General features: G+C 64.1%; 19 protein-coding genes and 2 tRNA genes. 4 read left to right on the forward strand and 17 right to left on the reverse strand.

The window, feature by feature from the left end; all coding sequences use genetic code 11:
* Nucleotides 1-4: 4 nt before the first annotated feature.
* Nucleotides 5-991 (reverse strand): DNA-methyltransferase, encoded by a 987-nt coding sequence (locus CUJ86_RS01375; protein WP_130645773.1) that lies wholly within the window; start codon nt 989-991, stop codon nt 5-7.
* A 602-nt stretch (nt 992-1,593) separates the two neighbouring features.
* On the opposite strand from CUJ86_RS01375, the gene CUJ86_RS01380 reads away from it, so the two are divergent.
* A complete protein-coding gene (locus CUJ86_RS01380; protein ID WP_165394722.1) occupies nt 1,594-3,270 on the forward strand; it encodes a RecQ family ATP-dependent DNA helicase in 1,677 nt (558 codons plus the stop codon).
* A gap of 14 nt (nt 3,271-3,284) precedes the next feature.
* On the opposite strand, the gene CUJ86_RS01385 is transcribed toward CUJ86_RS01380, so the two are convergent.
* From CUJ86_RS01385 to CUJ86_RS01415, 7 genes are all read right to left on the reverse strand, one after another.
* Nucleotides 3,285-3,367: transfer RNA gene (locus CUJ86_RS01385), tRNA-Leu, on the reverse strand.
* A gap of 29 nt (nt 3,368-3,396) precedes the next feature.
* Complete coding sequence (locus tag CUJ86_RS01390) at nt 3,397-3,987, reverse strand: GNAT family N-acetyltransferase (protein ID WP_130645774.1); 591 nt, start codon at nt 3,985-3,987, stop codon at nt 3,397-3,399.
* A 9-nt stretch (nt 3,988-3,996) separates the two neighbouring features.
* Nucleotides 3,997-4,269 carry an acylphosphatase gene (locus CUJ86_RS01395; RefSeq protein WP_130645775.1) on the reverse strand — a complete coding sequence of 91 codons (273 nt, stop codon included), beginning with the start codon at nt 4,267-4,269 and terminating at the stop codon, nt 3,997-3,999.
* A complete protein-coding gene (locus CUJ86_RS01400) occupies nt 4,266-4,712 on the reverse strand; it encodes a C-GCAxxG-C-C family protein (RefSeq protein ID WP_130645776.1) in 447 nt (148 codons plus the stop codon). Before CUJ86_RS01400 ends, CUJ86_RS01395 begins: the two co-directional genes overlap by 4 nt.
* A gap of 76 nt (nt 4,713-4,788) precedes the next feature.
* On the reverse strand, nt 4,789-5,454 hold the full coding sequence (locus CUJ86_RS01405) for a nitrite/sulfite reductase domain-containing protein (RefSeq protein WP_130645777.1): 666 nt from the start codon (nt 5,452-5,454) through the stop codon (nt 4,789-4,791).
* Nucleotides 5,455-5,495: 41 nt separating this feature from the next.
* On the reverse strand, nt 5,496-6,266 hold the full coding sequence (locus tag CUJ86_RS01410; protein ID WP_130645778.1) for a 4Fe-4S binding protein: 771 nt from the start codon (nt 6,264-6,266) through the stop codon (nt 5,496-5,498).
* A 37-nt stretch (nt 6,267-6,303) separates the two neighbouring features.
* Entirely contained in the window at nt 6,304-6,810 is a 507-nt protein-coding gene (locus CUJ86_RS01415; protein WP_235855540.1) for a GNAT family N-acetyltransferase, read from the reverse strand.
* Nucleotides 6,811-6,902: 92 nt separating this feature from the next.
* Here CUJ86_RS01415 and CUJ86_RS01420 point away from each other — a divergent pair, with 92 nt between their 5' ends.
* Nucleotides 6,903-7,286, forward strand: coding sequence for a hypothetical protein (locus tag CUJ86_RS01420; RefSeq protein WP_130645779.1), 384 nt, complete (start codon nt 6,903-6,905; stop codon nt 7,284-7,286).
* Between the two features lie 6 nt (nt 7,287-7,292).
* On the opposite strand, the gene CUJ86_RS01425 is transcribed toward CUJ86_RS01420, so the two are convergent.
* Nucleotides 7,293-7,514: a hypothetical protein gene (locus tag CUJ86_RS01425; RefSeq protein ID WP_130645780.1), complete on the reverse strand. Its 222-nt coding sequence runs from the start codon at nt 7,512-7,514 to the stop codon at nt 7,293-7,295.
* 170 nt (nt 7,515-7,684) lie between these two features.
* Nucleotides 7,685-7,759: transfer RNA gene (locus tag CUJ86_RS01430), tRNA-Pro, on the reverse strand.
* Nucleotides 7,760-7,842: 83 nt separating this feature from the next.
* On the opposite strand from CUJ86_RS01430, the gene CUJ86_RS01435 reads away from it, so the two are divergent.
* Nucleotides 7,843-9,204 carry a response regulator gene (locus CUJ86_RS01435; protein WP_130645781.1) on the forward strand — a complete coding sequence of 454 codons (1,362 nt, stop codon included), beginning with the start codon at nt 7,843-7,845 and terminating at the stop codon, nt 9,202-9,204.
* A gap of 9 nt (nt 9,205-9,213) precedes the next feature.
* Here CUJ86_RS01435 and CUJ86_RS01440 read toward each other — a convergent pair whose 3' ends face one another.
* The 7 genes from CUJ86_RS01440 to CUJ86_RS01470 form a co-directional block, all read right to left on the reverse strand.
* Nucleotides 9,214-13,086, reverse strand: coding sequence for a DNA-directed DNA polymerase II large subunit (locus CUJ86_RS01440; protein WP_130645782.1), 3,873 nt, complete (start codon nt 13,084-13,086; stop codon nt 9,214-9,216).
* Between the two features lie 54 nt (nt 13,087-13,140).
* The gene (locus tag CUJ86_RS01445) at nt 13,141-14,448 is read right to left on the reverse strand and encodes a HEAT repeat domain-containing protein (protein ID WP_165394723.1); all 1,308 of its coding nucleotides are present in this window, start codon (nt 14,446-14,448) and stop codon (nt 13,141-13,143) included.
* 30 nt (nt 14,449-14,478) lie between these two features.
* Nucleotides 14,479-14,991 (reverse strand): HEAT repeat domain-containing protein, encoded by a 513-nt coding sequence (locus tag CUJ86_RS01450; RefSeq protein WP_130645784.1) that lies wholly within the window; start codon nt 14,989-14,991, stop codon nt 14,479-14,481.
* A gap of 9 nt (nt 14,992-15,000) precedes the next feature.
* Nucleotides 15,001-15,879, reverse strand: coding sequence for a mechanosensitive ion channel family protein (locus CUJ86_RS01455; protein WP_130645785.1), 879 nt, complete (start codon nt 15,877-15,879; stop codon nt 15,001-15,003).
* A 3-nt stretch (nt 15,880-15,882) separates the two neighbouring features.
* On the reverse strand, nt 15,883-16,587 hold the full coding sequence (locus CUJ86_RS01460; RefSeq protein ID WP_165394724.1) for a DUF432 domain-containing protein: 705 nt from the start codon (nt 16,585-16,587) through the stop codon (nt 15,883-15,885).
* Between the two features lie 85 nt (nt 16,588-16,672).
* A complete protein-coding gene (locus tag CUJ86_RS01465) occupies nt 16,673-17,116 on the reverse strand; it encodes an FKBP-type peptidyl-prolyl cis-trans isomerase (RefSeq protein WP_130645787.1) in 444 nt (147 codons plus the stop codon).
* Between the two features lie 82 nt (nt 17,117-17,198).
* Nucleotides 17,199-17,459 (reverse strand): RNA recognition motif domain-containing protein, encoded by a 261-nt coding sequence (locus CUJ86_RS01470; RefSeq protein ID WP_130645788.1) that lies wholly within the window; start codon nt 17,457-17,459, stop codon nt 17,199-17,201.
* A 169-nt stretch (nt 17,460-17,628) separates the two neighbouring features.
* Here CUJ86_RS01470 and CUJ86_RS01475 point away from each other — a divergent pair, with 169 nt between their 5' ends.
* Nucleotides 17,629-18,252 carry a 2'-5' RNA ligase family protein gene (locus CUJ86_RS01475; protein ID WP_130645789.1) on the forward strand — a complete coding sequence of 208 codons (624 nt, stop codon included), beginning with the start codon at nt 17,629-17,631 and terminating at the stop codon, nt 18,250-18,252.
* Nucleotides 18,253-18,256: the final 4 nt, after the last annotated feature.

The raw sequence follows: 18,256 nt of genomic DNA on the forward strand, positions 1-18,256 counted from the left end.
GCGTTCATCGACCGTCCCCGGTTCGTTTGAGCGCCCGCTCCAACGACCACCGCCCCCGTCCGAACTCCTGCTGCAAAACGGCGATGCTCGCCTTCCGGGTCTTCCCCCCATCCCGGAGTTCGGCATACCGCCGCTCCAGCCGTTCCAGGTCGGCGCGGCTCCAGCGCTTCCCCTGGTTTCTCAGGGGGTCGATCACCGGTTGGCGCAGGGACGCCAGGAGATCCCCGGGCGTGATTTCGGCGAGGGCAGGAGCGCGTTTGGCAAAGATCGTCTCCGAGACCTCGAATCCGACCGTCCGTCGGTTCAACCCGATGGCCGTGCGGGCGGTCGAGCACCCGCCCAGAAAGAGGTCGCAGACCAGGTCGCCCTCGTCGCTGCTGTACTGGATCATCCTGCCGAGCAGGGCCGTCGGGAGTTCGTTTTTGTTCTTCACCATTCCGGGCTTGTAATGACGGTTGATCGCCCAGACGTCCTCCCGGTCCCGGTAATTGAGTGACCCGCCATCGTCCGAGGCCTCGTTCGCCCCGTAGCGGCACTCCAGGTTGAAGGTCCGCCGCCCCCCCGGCTTTTCATAGAAGAGGATGTGATAATGGGACGAGATGTATTTTTTCCGGGTATAAACCCCGAAATTATATTTCCAGATGATATGGTTGACCTCCCTCAGGGAGGTCTGGCGGAGGGCGTGGAGGATGTGATAGAGGTTCGTGTAGCCCGAGACAATATAGATCGAACCGCCGGGGCGCAGAACCCGCTCGGCCTCGAGGATCCAGTCCAGGCTGAACTCCCCGTAGGCCCCGGCCGGCACCTCGACATACCCGCCGACCACGCAGGTCTCGTCCCGGTTGTAGTGGCGGTGGAGGCGGTCGCCGTCGATGCCGTACGGGGGATCGGTGACGATGAGGTCCACCGACCCGGAGGCCAGATGAGCTCTCGCTCCCGTGACGCAGTCCTGGTTGTAAAATCGGCCGTACGGCGTGATCACCGGTTCCATCCGCACCCTCGGAGACTACCGGAGGGGTTGGTGCCGGAGGGGTCTAATTCTTTCGGCGAACAGGGCAAAAAAAGGAGGTTGGATGAAGAGAGGGAAGACGGGTTCGTCCTCTCCGACGGAACGGATCAGGGACCCCGGCGCCCCATGGCGGTATGCAGGCGCGGAGGTGTCGGTCTGGTCCCGGCAGATTCCCCCCTGCCGGGTTCGTAGCCACAGCACGTGGCATACATGATCAGACGACCAGACCCTGTATAAAGGTCTGCCGGGCGGTCCGAAAGTGTCGGGGCGCCACAGTGGGGCATGAGGGGGCGAAGCTTAAGATCCAGGGACTGGGGAACAAATAAAGATGTAAAAAGATAGCGTAACGGAAAAAAAACACAAAAAACGGGGTTTTCAGCGATTCAAGGGAAAAATCCGTCCGGCCCGGACGGACCGGAGGTTCACTGATCTCCAGGGGGACGGTTTCTATTCGTCCTGATCATCACCTTCCCTGAGGGCCAGCAGGATGATCTCACTCATTCTCAGGCTGCTTGAAGACATCAGTTCCTGATTATGGACATAAATGAATTTATCTGCTTCCATAGGCTACCAAAAATTTTTTTATGAAATATATCCCGACCAAACATAAACCCTGCGATCTGTTCCTGGACCGAACCGGAGACGGCACCGCCGGATGCCAACCTTCAACACCCCCACCCCCCCAGTATGAGAGGGACCTCGTGGACGCCACCGACGCACTCCTGAAAAAATACTGGGGGTATACCTCGTTTCTGCCGCACCAGCGCGAGATCATCGCATCGGTGCTGGAGGGGCGCGACACCCTGGCAGTGCTGGCGACCGGGGGCGGAAAGTCCCTCTGCTACCAGCTCCCCGCCCTGGCCCTGGGCGGTCTCACCCTGGTGGTCTCCCCCCTCCTCTCGCTCATGAAGGACCAGGTCGACGACCTGACCCTGCGGGGGGTGCCGGCCGCCGCCTGCACCGGCTCCCTCAAGCCTGAGGAGAGGGAGGAGATCAGAAGAAGCCTGGAGGAGGACACCCTCAGGCTGCTCTTCATATCGCCGGAGAAATGCATGCAGCCCGCCGTGCTGGCATCCCTCCGCCGCCTCCCGGTCCGCCTCATCGCCATCGACGAAGCGCACTGCATCTCCGAATGGGGGCACAATTTCCGGCCCGAATACCGGCACCTCAACGGGCTGAGACGGCACCTCCCGCATGTCCCCATCGTCGCCCTGACGGCCACCGCCACTCCCGACGTCAGGGAAGACATCTGCCGGCAGCTCGGTCTCTCAGGGCCCGCCGTTTTCGTCGGCACCTTCAACCGCCCTGAGGTCCGCTACCGCGTCCTCCCGAAGAGCAACCCGACGGCCCTGCTCCTGGCATGCATCAGGGAGCACCGGAACGAATCCGGGATCGTCTACTGTTCTTCCCGGGAAAAAACAGAAGAGATCGCCGGAGTCCTGGGCAGATACGGCTACCGGGCGCACGCCTATCATGCCGGCCTCGATACGCGTACCAGGGAGCGGGTGCAGGAGGACTTTCTCCGCGGGCGGGTGCGGATCGTCTGCGCCACCGTCGCCTTCGGGATGGGCGTCGACAAGCCCGACGTCCGCTATGTGGTCCACTACGACCTGCCCGGGAGCCTGGAGTGCTACTACCAGGAGAGCGGGCGTGCAGGACGGGACGGGCGGCCCGCCGAATGCGTCCTCTTCTACGACCCCGCGGACCACGAGAGGATCCGCTCCATGATCGACCGCGGCGGTCCGGGCGGGCGGCACCGGCGCACAGCCCTCCGGAAACTGGAGGAGATGCGAGGGTATTGCGAGACCGCGGCGTGCAGGCGCAAATATCTCCTGAACTATTTCGGCGAGGCATATGCGGCCGAGACCTGCGGGCGGTGCGACACCTGCGAGGGGCCCGGCGGGAGGATCGACGGCACCGAATGCGCCAGACGGATCATCGCCTGCGTGGAGCAGCTGCCCGGAGACCCGGGCATCGACCTGATCGCGGACGTGCTGCGGGGGTCGAAGAACGCAACCGTCCGGAACAACCGCTTCGACCTCCTTCCGGCCTACAATACCGGCAGGGAGTGGAGCAGGCGGCACTACCGTGCGATCGTGTCCGACCTGATCGGGCAGGGCTACCTGGCCCGGAGCGGAGGGAGGAGGCGGGGCGTCCGCCTGACCGAAAGAAGCGCCCGGATCACGGAGGGCGGGGAGCGGGTCACGGTGCCGGCGGAGCAGGAAAGAAGGGAAGAAAACCGGAAAAATCAGCAAAAATAGAGAGATCGGATGCATGCGAGTGGCAGGATTCGAACCTGCGAACTCCTACGAGAATCGATCTTGAGTCGATCACCTTTGGCCGCTCGGTAACACTCGCCTGTATCCTGTGTATTGGGCCGAATCCATCTAATATCTATCGTCGTCGTCCCCCGGCGGCGGGCGCACCCATCCCATCAGGATGTCGTCCTCCAGGTCCCCGTCCACACCGGCGATCCGCCCCCGCAGTATGCCCTCCATACAGAAGCCGAGCGAGGTGTAGAAGGCGATCGCCCGCCGGTTGCTCTGCCGGGTGAAGAGTTCGACCCGGCGGACATCCGGCATATCCTCCCGCACAACCCTCAGAAACTCACTGAACAGCCGCCGGCCCCATCCCCGCCCCTGATATGCCGGACGGACGCAGATGGTCAGGTCGGTGAGCATATGGGAGAACGCCCGTAGAACGGGTCTGGCGGCATGGACCTCCCCGACGATCCTGTCCCCGTCGAGCGCCACCATCGAGAGACCGGCGGCGCCGCTCCGCCCGAGAAACGACACCACATAATCGGGGGTGATCTCGTCCTGAGAACGTGCGATCCCCCCGGGAATGGCGGCGACGTCCAGGTAGAGGGAATACACACCCTCAAAATCGTCAGGACGTGACCGACGGATCACCGGCGTTCCGACCGCATCAGTCGCCCCTGGGGGGTTCACCGGAGAAGATGACGGGAAAAGAGTCATTCTGCCCCCTCACGAGCGGATCGAGAACCCGCTCTCGCCGAGGGGGTTCTCCTGCATCTCCTCGATCCCGTCCACCCGTGCACCGCGGGAACCCTGGCGGCAGAACACGAGCATGGCATTGACCGCCTCCTCATCCCCCTCGAAGACCGCCTCCACCCGCCCGTCCGGGAGGTTCTGCACCCATCCGGCGACACCGAGCCGTCCGGCCTCGTCCTCGACCGCATACCGGTAGCAGACGCCCTGCACCCGTCCGCTCACAAACACATGCACCCTGACCGTCATCGCTCCTCCAGGATCTCCTCAACGATCTCCACCGCATCCCGCACATACCCGCTGCACCGATCAGAAAACGCCCCGGCGGTGCGGGCCGCATCGATCTGCACGGGGTCGGAGAGATCGAAGCCCAGCAGGGGGGTGCAGTCCACCGAACCGTGGCGGGCGGAAAACCTATCGAGAAACTCCCGCACGGCGACATAACACCGTTCCTTCCCCTCCCGGTCACCGACGACGGCCGTGCCGCGGGCAAGCCCGAGCACCAGCACGCCGCCGCTCACCGCCCCGCAGGTCCGGTCCGTATGGGAAAGCCCGCCACCAAAGCCGCACGCCAGTCGCCGGATCACCGACTCCTCGATGCCACAATCCCCGGCAAAGGCGGCGGCCACCGCCTGCGCACAGTTCAGCCCGCCGGCGAACGAGGCGGCCGCCCGTTCGGATCGTTCAGACATGAACAGTACTCCTCTCCGCGGGGAGATAATGCCGCTGGTCGGTGCCGGTTCTGCTCTGTTCGGTCATTCCGATCCTCTATCGCTCCTGCCGGTTGGTATCCTGTTCGGCGGTCCGACCGCACCCGCAGCGTTCGGCAAAGCGTGCAGTTCGCTCGCCCGGACGGGCGCCTTCCTCATAGCGGTCCAGGAGACAGGCCACCGTCTCGACCGCCGCCGACCGGTCCAGCCCCTCGGCGACCACATCACCGATCCGCGGCCGCCCGCCGGCATTCCCTCCAAAGGTCACCGTCCAGCCCGATCCGGTCCCGACCACGCCGACGTCCCGCACATAACTCCCGGCGCAACAGCGGGGGCAGCCGGAGACCCCGATCTTCACCTTCGCCGGAAACGCCCGCTCCCGGTGGATCTCCTCCAGGGCGAGGGCCAGGGAGAGGGCATCCTGCACCCCGTGCGGGCAGGCCAGACTGCCCGGACACGCCTGCACAAAGCAGAGCCCCGGCCCCGCCGCCGCCCCCTCGCCGCACCCGATATCGGCCCGGATGGCCGGGATGTCCTCTTCGGACACGCCGATCAGGGCCAGCCGCTGCCCGGACGTCACCTTCACAAGCGGCACGTCATGCTCCCGCGCCACCCTGCCGATATGCTCCAGGTCCTCAGGCCCCAGGACGCCCCCCGGCACCCGGAGGAAAAGGGCATACGAACCGTCCCTCTGCCTGATCCCACGGAGAGATCCGTTCTCCATTGCACATCGATCTCGGCGCCGGAAGGCATAGAGATTCGCACCTATTCATCCGGACGGCGATAGACCAGCGCCCCCTCGACCGGACAGACCTCCATGCAGCGCCCGCACATATAGCATTCGGCCTTTGCATCACCCCTCTTCGCCTCGTCGACCGGGCAGGCCCGTTCACACGCCCCGCACTCGATGCAGAGGTCGGTGCGCACGAAACGGACCCTCGACCGGGAGGAAGGCACCGCCAGGAGCGCCCCGAACGGACAGACGAACCGGCAGAACGGACGATAGACGACCGCCGAGAGGGCCAGGATCACCAGGAAGAGCGCCGCCGAAACGGAGGGCACCAGATAGAAGAAATCCCGGATCCCGAGGGCACCCAGGAGGTTATAGGAATAGAGGAGGCCGGCGACCAGGAAGAGGGCGAACACCACCCCCCGGACTGCCATCGGCGCCGCCTTCTGTGTTCTCCCCACTTTCCGCACCGGCAGCAGAGAGGCGATCTCCTGCAGCGCCCCCACCGGGCAGAAGTGCCCGCAGTACATCCGCCCGAATACAAAGGCGAGGACGAGCATCACTCCCAGCCCGAAGGCGACGGCCCCCACCGGCACACCCGGCCCCGCCTCCCCGAGCACGATCCCCTGGAGCTGGTAGGGGGCGACCGGGGCGAAGATCAGGAACCCGAACATGGCCGTTACGGCCAGAAAAGGATAGGCCCGGCGGCGCGAGAGGAAACCCCGCCACCAGAGATAGGCGAAGGCGAGGATACCGGCCATGGCATAGACCGGCCCGACCGTCTGCGGGATGGTTTCGACTACCATGAGCAGAGGGTGCACCCGCCCGAACAAAAGTCTTCCGTCACCCGGATGGGGACAGCGGCGGTTCTGCCGGAAATTCTGTTTCGAACATCAGGTAGTCGGATTCCGCCATCCCGAGACGCCGGTAGGTCTCCTGCGCCGTCCGGTTCTCCCGCTCCACATAGAGCCTGAGCCCCACCACACCCGGACTCCGCCGTGCCTCCGCCTCGACGCACCCAAACAGGGCAGTAAACACACCCCGCCGCCGCCATGAAGGTTCGACATACACGCTCTGCACCCACCAGAACTCACCACACCGCCAGTCGCTCCACTCGGTAGTGACCATCGCCTGCCCGATCACCCTCCCGTCCGCTTCGGCCACGAAATACCGGCCCCTGCCCGGATCGACAAAAACCGCCTCCACACCCGCTTCGACGGTCAGGACGTCCAGAACCCGCCCCTCGGTCTCCATCGCCATCGCCCGGTTGAACGCTGCGATCGACCCCGCATCCCCTGCCCGTGCCGGGCGCACCATCGCCTCCCCGCACACATCTCCGTTCCGGTTCACCCTCTCGCGTGGGAGGTGGAGGATAGGGTGGTTTTCGGTCGGGCTCGCCGACAGGCAAAATATATTGCCGATGAGATAAAATCGGCGAGAACATGGGACACAGGAATGCGACACTCAAGGGGGACCTCTGGTACCAGTCCTGGGACAACCGCTCGATCGCGATCGACGCCCCGCGCGGCTATCTGCAGGCAGGCGACGAGCGGGAGATCTTCTACGAGTTCGATATCCACGACTTCGATCCGGTATCGAACGACTGGTCGCCGCATGTCGTCCACACCGAACTCTGGGTGAACGGCAAAAAGGTCAAGCGCGGCGGGATGAACTATTCAACCGGAGCGTTTCCGGCCAACGTCGGGATGTACAAAGTGAAATTCCCGGAAGCCGGACACTACGACATTGAGATACGCGGCGGCAACAAAACGCTCAGCGTCTCAGTGGACGTCCGTCCCGCCCAGCTCCAGGCGCACCCGCGGTAGGCGCCCTCAGCGGGATGCCGGGGACTCGCACTTTGCCGGGCAGGCAGAGAGCTGCCTGGTCTCCGGGTCGACCTCATAGTCGGTCGGGTGCTCCACCAGGTCCAGGGCATTGATCCCCTGGTCGATGAGGTCCTGGTAGGTGAACCCGACAACCGCATAACCCGACCCTTTTTTGTATTCGACAACGACACCGTCCTCTTTCTTTGACGCCCCCGTAATGGCCTCCATAGGGGTACCTGAACGCACATCCCCTACTTGAACTATTCGGCCAGACGCCATGGGCGCAGCCGATACCCTCGCAGCGGCATACACCAGCGAGAGCAGGCGTGTCCCGGGGATGGCCCGAGGCAGAAGCAAAAGAACCGTTTCACTCCCCGCCGATGAATCCACAGAATGGATGGGATCGCTGAGATTTGAACTCAGGTCAGAGCGTCCCGAACGCCCTAGGATGGACCAGGCTACCCTACGATCCCTGTGCGCATCCGCAGCGGTGCCACAGAAGCGTGGATACTACGTATGCACTCCGAGTATTTAGCCGTTCCAGTTTCCGGTCAGTGTGAGAGGCGGAGCGGAACAACAGATCAGGGCATTGAAATACTCTCCGTTCCACTATCCTCTGACGACGGAGGACGACCGCATCACCATTTCACTGCTCTACGTGGACGATGAGGAGGACCTGCGGGATCTCACGCAGATCTATTTCACCGAACTCTGCACCGACATCACCTGCACCACCGCTGCATCAGGGGCCGAAGCCCTCGAACTGGTGGCAAAGCACCCATTCGACGCCGTCGTCTCCGACTACCAGATGCCGGAGATGGATGGAATCGACCTTTTAAAGCGGATCCGCACCGCCGGTCTGGAGATCCCCTTCATCATCTTCACGGGCAGGGGACGCGAGGAGGTGGTGATCGAGGCGATCAACAATGGCGCCGACTTTTATCTCCAGAAGGGCGGGGCCGTCCGTCCGCAGTACGCCGAACTGGTGAATATGATCAGGAAGGCGGTGGGGCAGCGGCAGGACGCCGGGGCGCTGCGGCAGAAGGAGGAGCAGCTCAGGCTGATCATCGACACGATGCCCCTCTGCATCTCCTATCTTGACCGGGAGGGACGCTGCCTCTGCGTGAACCGCCGGTTCGCAGAGAACTTCGGGATCACCGAAGAGGAGTGCATCGGCAGACGGATCGAGGAAGTACTGCCGCCGGAGACGGCCTCCACCATCAAACAGAGCATGAAAGCGGCCCTGCAGGGGGAGAGCGACTTCCAGGAGAGGAGCGAAGAATACGGAGAGGGCGAGGTGCGTCACTTCAGGGAGGGCTGTATCCCGCAGCGGAACGGCCACGGGGAGGTGATCGCATTCCTGTCCCTCTCAGTAGATATCACCCACCTGAAGCGTGCGGAGGCGTTTGCCGTGAACCGTGCTCGCCGGCAGGCGGCGCTGGCCGAACTCGGGCAGAACGCCCTCACCGATATCGACAGGCAGGCGCTGATGGACAGCGCCGTGGCCATCACGGCCGAGGTGCTGGAGGTGGACTTCTGCAAGGTGCTCGAACCCCTCCCGTCGGGCGACCGCCTCCTCCTCTGCGCCGGCACGGGATGGCGGGCGGGCATCGTCGGGCAGACCACGGTGGGCGCCAGCACCGACTCGCAGGCAGGCTACACCCTGCTCACAAACGAAGCGGTGATCGTCGAGGACCTGAGAACGGAGACGAGGTTTACCGGCCCCTCCCTGCTCAGGGAGCATGAGGTGACCAGCGGCATCAGCGTGATCATCGGGAGCGTGGACGCTCCCTGCGGCGTGCTCGGTGCACATTCCTGCCGCCGCCGTCGGTTCAGCCGCGAGGACGTGGATTATCTCCAGGCGGTCGCCAACATCCTGGGGGCGGTGATGAAGGGGCCTGCCGCCATGGGGCCCTGAACCGACCCATCACATAAAGTCCGCCAGCCCGAGCTGCGTCTCCTTCTCCTCCCCGAAGGTGGAGAGGATCGCCATATCGATCATCTCCACCCGCTGCCTGGTGTACTCGGAGATCGCATACTTCTCGCACATCTTCCTGCTCATCTCCAGGTACTTCTTCACCGAGGCCTCGTGGACCGTCTGGATCACCTTCCCCCCGCAGCGCGGGCACCTCCCGGCCAGCGGCATGCGGCGGTACTTTGTCGAGCACTTCGTGCACCGCACCGTCTGGGAGGCGAACGCCCGCAGGTTGCCCATCAGGTCGCGGATGAAGTGGGTGTTGAGCACGCGCTCGGCGACGTCATCGACGTCCACCGCCCGGATCTTATCGCCCAGGTCGAGTTCGGCCTCCATCTTGTCGATCATCGACCCGAGCGTCGTATAGGTGGAGTCCAGCGGACCGGCCGAGATGTCGGCGGTGTCATGGGTGAAGCGGAAGCCCTCGTACTGACCGGGAGTGCCGAGGCGGAGTTCGACGTGGTCGATCACCTTCTCGAGCTCCTTGGGGGGGGCATAGCGCATCGCCGCCTCATAGAACTCCAGGGGGTAGCGGTCCACGATATCGACATTATGGCTCTCCTTGTCCACCTCCTTCGGGTCGAGGCGGGCGGTGAGCACCAGGGGGGCGTCCATCGAACCCCCCCGAGTCTCAGGGAGGAAGGTGCGGGAGAAGTTGATCAGCCCGTCGAGCAGGAACATCACACAGTCCTCGTCACCGTCGCACTGCCCGCAATAGATCCCGTTTGCCGCCAGTGTATGGTCGTCGGCGACCGTCAGGCAGTAGACCTCCGTGTCCGGGCAGCGGATATACCGGACCATCGTCACCGTGTCCGAGACCACCTGCCCCCCCTCGGCCAGCGGCAGGTGGTCCCCCTCCCGCACCTCCATCGCCCGCACCCGGCGGAGATAGCAGGTGTCCCAGACGAGCATCGTATGGTCGGGCGTCACCTCCAGATACCGGCCGCGGGAGGTCTCGAAGCGGATCAGGTGTTCGGGAGCGCGGTGGACCGAGACCGCCGTCACCCGGCGCAGATGGGTGGCGCCCTGGCAGTCCACCGCCTGCACCGCCGCGTACCGTCTGGGCTCTGACCAGTGGGTGCCGGCGGCGTCGAGGCCGGGCGTGGAGATATCGAAGTTCTCGATTACGAACTGGCGGATCGGCACCTCGCGCCAGCCGCCCCCCTCCTCCAGCACCCGGATCAGGGTGTCGCCCTGGAAACAGTTGCGCCGCTTTGCGGCATGGTAGAAGGGATGGGCATACCCGACGTTCGCCTCGGTGTAGCCGATCAGGCGGCAGAGCACACCGGCCGAGGTATGCGGGGCAAGCCCGATGAGCATCTGACCGATGAGGTCCTCGGGCCGCTGTGCATTGTAAAATCGCGGCAGCCCGTAGAACTTCTCCAGCAGGTCGTCCAGAAAATGCGAGACCCGGAGCAGCCAGTCCCCGCACTTCCGGGAGACCATGATGTCCTGGCAGCGGAGCTCCAGCACCTGCTCCCGGGAGGTGAGGGGGACGCCGTCATAGTCATGGGTGTAGCCGATGGCCTGGAGCTGCTCCACCGTGGCCCCGACCTCCCGCGGCCGGAAATGGGTGACCGGGAGGTCGATCATATCGTAGCGGACCGTGCCGTCCTTGAAGACATAGACGTTGTGCAGGGCGCGGAGCAGCCCCTTTTCCAGGGGCTCCATCGTCCGTTCGCGAGAGATCAGCCCCTTGACGCCCTTGACCAGGGCCACGCTGTTCTCGCGCATCGTCAGGGCGGCGCAGGCGGTGGCGTACTCCTCCTTGATCGGCAGGCTGATCTCCTGCATGCAGACCGCCGGCCCCTCGCAGGAGGGGCAGACCGCCCCCTTCACCTCGCGGTTGCAGCGGGGGCAGCGGTTCACCGGTTCGGTATGGGCACCGCAGGACGGGCAGCAGTTCTTGTAGGTCACCGCCCCGCAGGAGGGGCAGCGCCTCTCCCCCACCTCGGCGCGGATCGAGCCCCCGTCGGTGTTGCTCCGCTGCTTGTAGGCCCCGGCCTCCTGCACCGAACGGCGGGAGCCCCCGTTCTCCCCCACCGGGAAGAGCACATGCGGCGCCGGTTTCATCTCGCGCTGCTTGGACTTGCCGGGCCGACCCATCCGCCCGCCGATCCGGGTCCCGGCCTTCGAGCGCACCGTCCACCCCGAGAGGTGCGAGACCAGGGCGAGGGAGGGGCCGTCGGGTGCGTCCTCCCATGCCGGACGGCGCTGCAGGTCCAGGGTGAGACCCAGGCAGGCAAGGAAGACCAGATAGGTGCCAATCACCACCTCATCGCCGTCTATTGTATGGGGGACGAGCACCTCCTCCAGGACCGCCTTGATATCCGGATCAAACCGGATCCGCAGGCCGTCATCGGCGATCCGCCCGTTTCCACCCACATACGCCGCAAGGTCCCGGATCTGCTCGGGCTCCAGGTCGTCCCAGAACCAGATATAGTCCGGGTGGAGGGGGGCGCCGGCGAGGGCGAACTCGATCGCCTCCATCTCGGACTCCGGGTGGCGGGGCCCCCCCTCCTGGAGCCACCACTCCTCGCAGTACGAGGGGGGAATAAGGGGATGGTTGTTCTCCAGGAACTCGCCGTACGAGATGAGGATCTCGCCGACATCCAGGATCCGCTCGATCCTGGGGACAATCCGCCGTGCCTCCTCCGCATCGTCCACCCGCCGCACCTCCCCGGTGTCAAGGAGCACCGTCGGCCCCTCGACCGTGTCCACCGGCACCACCCCGGCGGCCTTGCCGGGTCGCTCGGTCTTCATCTGCGTCCCGACGGCCAGGTAATCGCCCAGGATGTGCAGGGTGGCCGGATTGAAACCGGCGGCGGCAAAACCGGTGTTCCGGGAGCGCCCGAACCGCAGCCGAAAACCCCCTTTGCGCATCGGGTAGGAGAAGACCGGTCGCCCGCCGATGAGGTCGCGGATATACTTGTCCTTCGGGTGGATACCGCTCTCCTCCTCCTCATCGTCTCCGGACTGCGACGCCGCCCCGTCGATGATCTGCTGGATCCAGTCCCAGCCCTCCATCTTCATCTTCTTGACGTTCTTCATCACCTTCGGGGCCTTCAGGGCAAGCCCCTCGGCGACGACCAGGCACATCCCGCCCCGCACCGTATTCGTCTCCACCCGCTCCAGGTTGCGGTATCCGGAGACCTCCTCACGCTCGGTGGGTTCACCGTCGATGCAGACCGGGCAGTTATTGATGATCAGCCTGATCTCTGCCTCGTTCGGCATGTACTGCATCGACTGGATGCCGTTGTACTGCTTGAGCTCCTCGATATAGCGCTCCACCTCCTCGGGGCGGGGCTTGTAGCGGTCGATCCCGATCGCCCGCCGCACATAGTCGCCCACCAGCACCGAGAGGGCCTGGGCCGTCCCGCCCGCCGAGCGGATCGGACCGGCATAATAGATCTTCAGGTATTCGGTGCCGTCGTCGTTGGTGCCGAACCCCACCTTGGCGATCCCCTCGGTCGGCGCCGCCACCACGCCCTCGGTCAACAGCCCCATCGAGGTGCGGATGGCGTGGTCCACGATCTCCTCCCTGGTGGTTTCGCCAAACATTTTGGCGGCAAAATCGTCACCGATCTTCAGGGAGACCTCTTCACGCGACATCTGCGCCTCCAGGGCCCTGATCCTGGCAGCGACACCGTTGATCCCGAGCAGCGCCTCCACCCGGTCACCGATATCGTTGGCCCGCGGGATCTCGATCACGGTCGTGGGGTCCTGCCCCTTCGCCCGCGCCGCTTCGGCGACCTTCAGGGCCTCGTTGAGGTTGCTCTCGAGGAGCCTGAAGTATTCGGCCATCGCCGGGGAGACTGCCACCATGTGGATCAGATGGTCGGGCCAGAATAAAAAAAGTCGGGTATGGGGGGTGCGGGACTAAATCCCGTTATGAATCTCTTTTTTCAGGCCGACCGTCAGGATCTCCCGGGCCGCCGCCCGCACCTCGGCATCGTCGTCCTCCAGGGCGGCGACCAGGGCGTCAACACCCCGCTCGTCACCGGCCTCCCCCAGGATCATCGCCGCGCCGATCCGCACCCATCGATTCCGCCGTTCGAGGGCGGCAAGCAGGGCCGGGCGGGCGGCGTCGCCCATCCCCCTGAGGGCGTCCACCGCCCCGAACCAGCGTTCGCGCACCCGCAGGGCATCGACCAGCGGACCCGCCGCCGGCGCACCGATGCCTGCAAGGGCGGAGGCGGCCGCCTCCCGCACCTCCCCCTCATCGTCACCCAGGGCGGTGATCAGGGGGGGGACGGCGGCCAGACCGCCGATCTCTCCGAGCGCCTCCGCCGCCTTCCAGCGCACACCGGTGTCACCGTCCCTGAGCAGGCGGGAGAGGGGGGGGACGCCCTCCTCCAGACCCGCTTTGCCGAGGGCCAGCGCCGCCGCCCAGCGGCCCTCCGCACTCCCGCCCTCCACCACTGCTGCCAGGGCCGGCAGGGCGGGCCCGCCGATCGCGGCAAGCGCCAGCGCCGCCCGCGTCCGCACGTAACGGTCCGTATCCTCCAGCCGTGCGGCCAGCGCCTCCACCGCCTCCCGGTCACCGATATCCCCGAGAGCGATCGCCGCCCCCCAGCGGACGTCCACATCGTCTGATGCGAGCAGTTCGATCAGGACGGGGAGCGCCGGGCGCCCGATCGCCCCGAGCGCCTCCATCGCCACCCAGCGCACACCGGGCTCCGGGTCGGAGAGGGCGGAGCGCAGGGGCTCGATCGCCGCCGGATCCTCCCGCTTCCCGAGGGCGACGGCCGCTTCATACCGGGTGTCGGCGTTCCGGTTCTGCAGGGCCAGGATCAGATCATCGGTCCCGAGATCCGGGGAAAACTCCGGTTCTGTAGAGTGCAGTCCACCCGGACCGCTCCAGCGGAGGCGTTCAGCGGCAAGACCGATCACTGCCGCCACCACCAGGAACATCAGCGCACGCCCGAGTGCGGAAACCGTCACCGCCCCACTCTGGGCCCAGGTGACAGCGATGAGCACCAGCCCCAGTCCAAGGGCGACCGGTATCGCCCTCCTGCCGTACCAGATCCCGGCGAGCACGATCGGGACATAGAAGAAATGGCTATAGACGACATCGATCCCGATGATCAGATGGACGACGACCTCGAGCAGCAGACTCGCTGCCAGCACCACTCCGAAGATGATCAGCCGCCTGCGCCCCTGGCCGGTCGGGAGTTCCGCCATCATCGAATGGAATCTCATCCAGGCTCTTAAAAATTATGTGGTTTCTTCCTGTTCGATGGATTCCACCAGCCCGCCGATCCCCTCCTCCCCCATCTTCCAGAGCGTGAGGGAGGCGCACGATTTCAACACATCGTCATCACATGCAGAGAGACGTTTCAGGGATTCGATGGCCGGTTTCCCGATCCGGCAGAGGGCAAGCATGGCAAAACCGCGTAGTTCCCGGTCCTCGCTGCTGAAAACAGCGATCAGGGGCTCAACCGCCGTCTCCCCCATCGAACCGAGGGCGGCGGCGGCATAGCGCCGGAAGACCGGGTCATCATTGACGACCATCGTCATAATCAACGGTTTTATCGCCGTGACGCCGATTCGAGCCAGGATCCGGGCGACATACCAGCGGAAGCTCTCGGTGCCGTCCCCGGCCAGCACCTCGATGAGGGGCATGATCGCCCCCTCGCCCATCGAGACGATGGCATCTTCTGCCGCATGGCGCTTCTCGATATCAGGGTCAGAAAGAGCCCTGATCAGACTGGAAATACTCTCATCCATGGTTCATCCTCATGTTTTCTCACCGGGCGGCATCGGCCCTTCACCCTCCTGAAGGACAGTGATCCGTCCTCCAAGGTCGTTCCGGAACCAGACCTCCCGCTGCGGGAAGGGTATCTCGATGCCGTTCTTCTGGAGTTCGGCCTTGATCGTCCAGAGGAGTTCGGTCCGCACCTCCCACCAGTCGGACGACGGGGCCCAGACCCGCACCTTGATATTCACCGCATTATCCCCGAGTTCGTCCACAAAGACCGACGGCCCCGGTTCGCACAGGGCCAGGGGATGGTCCCATATCACCTGCCTGATGATCCGGATCGCCTGCGGGGCGTCGGCGGCATACGGTATCCCGACCGTGTACTCGAACCGCCGCGCCACATGGGCGACATAGTTTGTAATATCAGAGGTAAAGACCGTTTCATTCGGGATCCGCACATAGATACCGTCATAGGTCTTGATGATCGTCGAGAAGATGTTGATGTCGGTGACATTCCCGCTGGTGCCGCCGATATTGATGTTATCCCCGATGGCGATGGGGCGCTCGACAATGAGAAATATACCCGAGACCAGGTTGCCAATCACCGACTGGCTCGCGATACCGATGACGATCGAGGCGAACCCGCCCGCCACCAGCAGACCGCTCAGGTCCACCTCAAAGTAGGGGAGGATGATCAGAAAGGCGATGATGGCAATACCGTAGTTGACCGCCTTCAGGAGGATGTCGAGCTGGTTGCGCTTGATCTTGTCGGTCAGGCTCTTTTTCAGGTAGATGGTCAGCACCCGCGAGATCACCGCCGCCGCCGCCACGAGCAGGCAGACATAGATCAGGTGCCCCCAGGTGATCGCCGAAACGGAGGTGACCGGCGCATCCAGGCTGAAGTTCAGGGGGTTCATCTCCTAGATCCCCTGGTCCATCAAAAACCGGGAACGCTCGATTCCCGGGATCGAACGCGCCGTATAGAGTTCGAGTGACTTGCGCTGCCCATCCCGATACGGGGCGTCATGGCAGCCGGTTTCCGCCACCATCGAGCTGGAGATCCGCATCCATGCCCGTATGGAGGCAGAGTCGTCATAGAAGATCTTCATCCCGTAGCCCTCGAGCACCACGCGGGAGACATCCACCCAGGCATTTGTGGCATTGGTGATGGTGAGGGAGAGCAGCCCCTCGCGACGGGGGTCGACGAGGGGCGGGGAGAAGGCAACCTGACTCCCCCACCAGCGGGCGATCAACCCGCGGTCCGGCGAACCGTAGAGGGTATACTTCTGCCGGTTCCAGGAGAAAATATCCAGCACCTCATAGTTACCTTTCGCCGCCACGAATACGGCCACCTCGATCGGGAAGGTGAGATAGACCGTCTCCTGTGCCCCGGGCTCGATCGATACCGGTTCAAACTCTACAATCAGGTGGCGGGAGACCTCCCGCGGCAGGTTGAGGGGTTCGACGGGATTGACGATCACACGCCCGCCCGAGGAGACGAGTTTCCGCTCGGCGCTGCTGCCGTCCAGGCTCCTGCGGTAGACATATATCCCGTTTTCCTGGTTTACCTCGATGGAAAAACCGTCTTTCTCTATGTGGAAGGCGAAACCGTAGGTCCCGTACACGCATTGCGTATTCGGGGCGGCCGGTATTAAGGTATCTGGAGAATGCGTCGAATATGGCTCGTGATACCGGGGGGTGAAGGAATACCTACTCCCCGCTCCCCTCTTCCACCGCCACGACCTCGATGGCAAAGGTGAGGTCCCTGCCGGCCAGGGGATGGTTGGCGTCCAGGGTGACCGCCTCTTCAGTGAGGGCGGTCACGGTGACCATCACCACCTGCCCCTCCGCCACCTCGACCGGGTACTGCTGCCCGACGGCGAACTCGATCTCCGGCGGGAACTGCTCGCGCCCGACCACCATCACCAGGTCATCACGCTGCGGGCCGTAGGCCGCATCGGACGGGATGGTGAAGGTCTTTCTTTCCCCGACCGCCATACCGATGACGGCCTCCTCAAAACCCGGAATCACCTCACCCCGCCCGATGGTGAACCGCAGGGGGTCGCGCTCGCGGGAGGAGTCGAAGATGGTGCCGTCGTCGAGGGTTCCGGTGTAATGCAGGAGAACAGTGTTGCCGGGTGCTGCAATAGTCATACAGAGTATGCAGGGTCAGACATCTTACTGTTTTCCCTGCCACAAAAAGAAGACTGGCGGTGCAATCCGCCGCTTCAAAAATTTAGTATCTGCGGAATTCGGTTCTGGGCTTCGGGGGCCGGGCCTCGTCGATCCTGAGGGTGCGCCCCATGAACTCGGTCTCATTGAGTGCGGCCATCGCCTTCTCCGCTTCCTCAACGGTGGCAAACTCGACAAAGCCGAAGCCTTTCCTCTCGAGGACACGGACGGACGTTACATCTCCATAGCTCGCAAACAGCTCGCCGAGCTGCTCTTCGGTGGTCGCGTAATTGAGATTACCGACGTACAACCTGCTGGTCTGCATAGTGTTACTCCCATCACTAACATCATGCACTTCCGGAAAAACATCACAGAGAGTAAAACAGAAATGCAGAATATCAGGACGTAGATCCCCGTTATACGCCACCACCCAAAAACCTTTCTGACGGGGCGGGGGGCGACAGCATCTTCCCCCCCAACGACCACCCTCAGATATGGCACCGCACCGCATCATCGCCGTCGACCTCGCGCTGCTCCTCCCTGATGGGGTTGCCGGGGAGACCCGGAGACTTAACGCCCTGATCAGCAACCGTTCAGGCGACCGCTCCATCCTGCTCGGCACACAGCGCTGTCTTCCCCACATCACCCTTGCCATGGCCCCCCTGGAACAAGGAAGAGTATCAGAGGCAGCGGAGGTGCTCTCTTCCGCTCTGGAGAGATGCGCCCCCCTCCACCTGACAATCTCCCGCATTTCCACGGTCGTGACCGGCGCCGGACACGCCGTTTCAGGCTTCGACCTCGAACCCGCCCCCCCCCTTCTCGCCCTCCACCAGGAGATCGTCGACGGCCTGGAGGCGATCCGGGCATTTGAACCCCCTGCGCTCTGTACTGGCAGAGGAGAGGAGTCAGATGCCCATATGGCCGGGTATGTGCAGCATTTCCTGGATCACTCCGCACGGGAACGCTACAGCCCGCACATCACCCTGGGCGCCGGAGAGGCGGGGGATGCAGACACCCGGTTTTCGCTTCCCCATTCCTTTGCGGTGCGCAGGGGGGCGGTCTGCCATGTGGGGCGGAGGGGCACCTGCCGGCAGATCCTCGCACAAACAGAAATATAGGGGG

This window comes from Methanofollis fontis (assembly GCF_004297185.1).
In the GTDB taxonomy this organism is placed as follows: domain Archaea; phylum Halobacteriota; class Methanomicrobia; order Methanomicrobiales; family Methanofollaceae; genus Methanofollis; species Methanofollis fontis.

What these genes read in the sequence shown, in the direction of transcription:
- CUJ86_RS01375 (WP_130645773.1), bottom strand. Translation starts at nt 991, where the DNA reads ATGGAACCGGTGATCACGCCGTACGGCCGATTTTACAACCAGGACTGC.
- CUJ86_RS01380 (WP_165394722.1), top strand. Translation starts at nt 1,594, where the DNA reads ATGAAATATATCCCGACCAAACATAAACCCTGCGATCTGTTCCTGGAC.
- CUJ86_RS01390 (WP_130645774.1), bottom strand. Translation starts at nt 3,987, where the DNA reads ATGACTCTTTTCCCGTCATCTTCTCCGGTGAACCCCCCAGGGGCGACT.
- CUJ86_RS01395 (WP_130645775.1), bottom strand. Translation starts at nt 4,269, where the DNA reads ATGACGGTCAGGGTGCATGTGTTTGTGAGCGGACGGGTGCAGGGCGTC.
- CUJ86_RS01400 (WP_130645776.1), bottom strand. Translation starts at nt 4,712, where the DNA reads ATGTCTGAACGATCCGAACGGGCGGCCGCCTCGTTCGCCGGCGGGCTG.
- CUJ86_RS01405 (WP_130645777.1), bottom strand. Translation starts at nt 5,454, where the DNA reads ATGGAGAACGGATCTCTCCGTGGGATCAGGCAGAGGGACGGTTCGTAT.
- CUJ86_RS01410 (WP_130645778.1), bottom strand. Translation starts at nt 6,266, where the DNA reads ATGGTAGTCGAAACCATCCCGCAGACGGTCGGGCCGGTCTATGCCATG.
- CUJ86_RS01420 (WP_130645779.1), top strand. Translation starts at nt 6,903, where the DNA reads ATGGGACACAGGAATGCGACACTCAAGGGGGACCTCTGGTACCAGTCC.
- CUJ86_RS01425 (WP_130645780.1), bottom strand. Translation starts at nt 7,514, where the DNA reads ATGGAGGCCATTACGGGGGCGTCAAAGAAAGAGGACGGTGTCGTTGTC.
- CUJ86_RS01440 (WP_130645782.1), bottom strand. Translation starts at nt 13,086, where the DNA reads ATGGTGGCAGTCTCCCCGGCGATGGCCGAATACTTCAGGCTCCTCGAG.
- CUJ86_RS01445 (WP_165394723.1), bottom strand. Translation starts at nt 14,448, where the DNA reads ATGATGGCGGAACTCCCGACCGGCCAGGGGCGCAGGCGGCTGATCATC.
- CUJ86_RS01450 (WP_130645784.1), bottom strand. Translation starts at nt 14,991, where the DNA reads ATGGATGAGAGTATTTCCAGTCTGATCAGGGCTCTTTCTGACCCTGAT.
- CUJ86_RS01455 (WP_130645785.1), bottom strand. Translation starts at nt 15,879, where the DNA reads ATGAACCCCCTGAACTTCAGCCTGGATGCGCCGGTCACCTCCGTTTCG.
- CUJ86_RS01465 (WP_130645787.1), bottom strand. Translation starts at nt 17,116, where the DNA reads ATGACTATTGCAGCACCCGGCAACACTGTTCTCCTGCATTACACCGGA.
- CUJ86_RS01470 (WP_130645788.1), bottom strand. Translation starts at nt 17,459, where the DNA reads ATGCAGACCAGCAGGTTGTACGTCGGTAATCTCAATTACGCGACCACC.
- CUJ86_RS01475 (WP_130645789.1), top strand. Translation starts at nt 17,629, where the DNA reads ATGGCACCGCACCGCATCATCGCCGTCGACCTCGCGCTGCTCCTCCCT.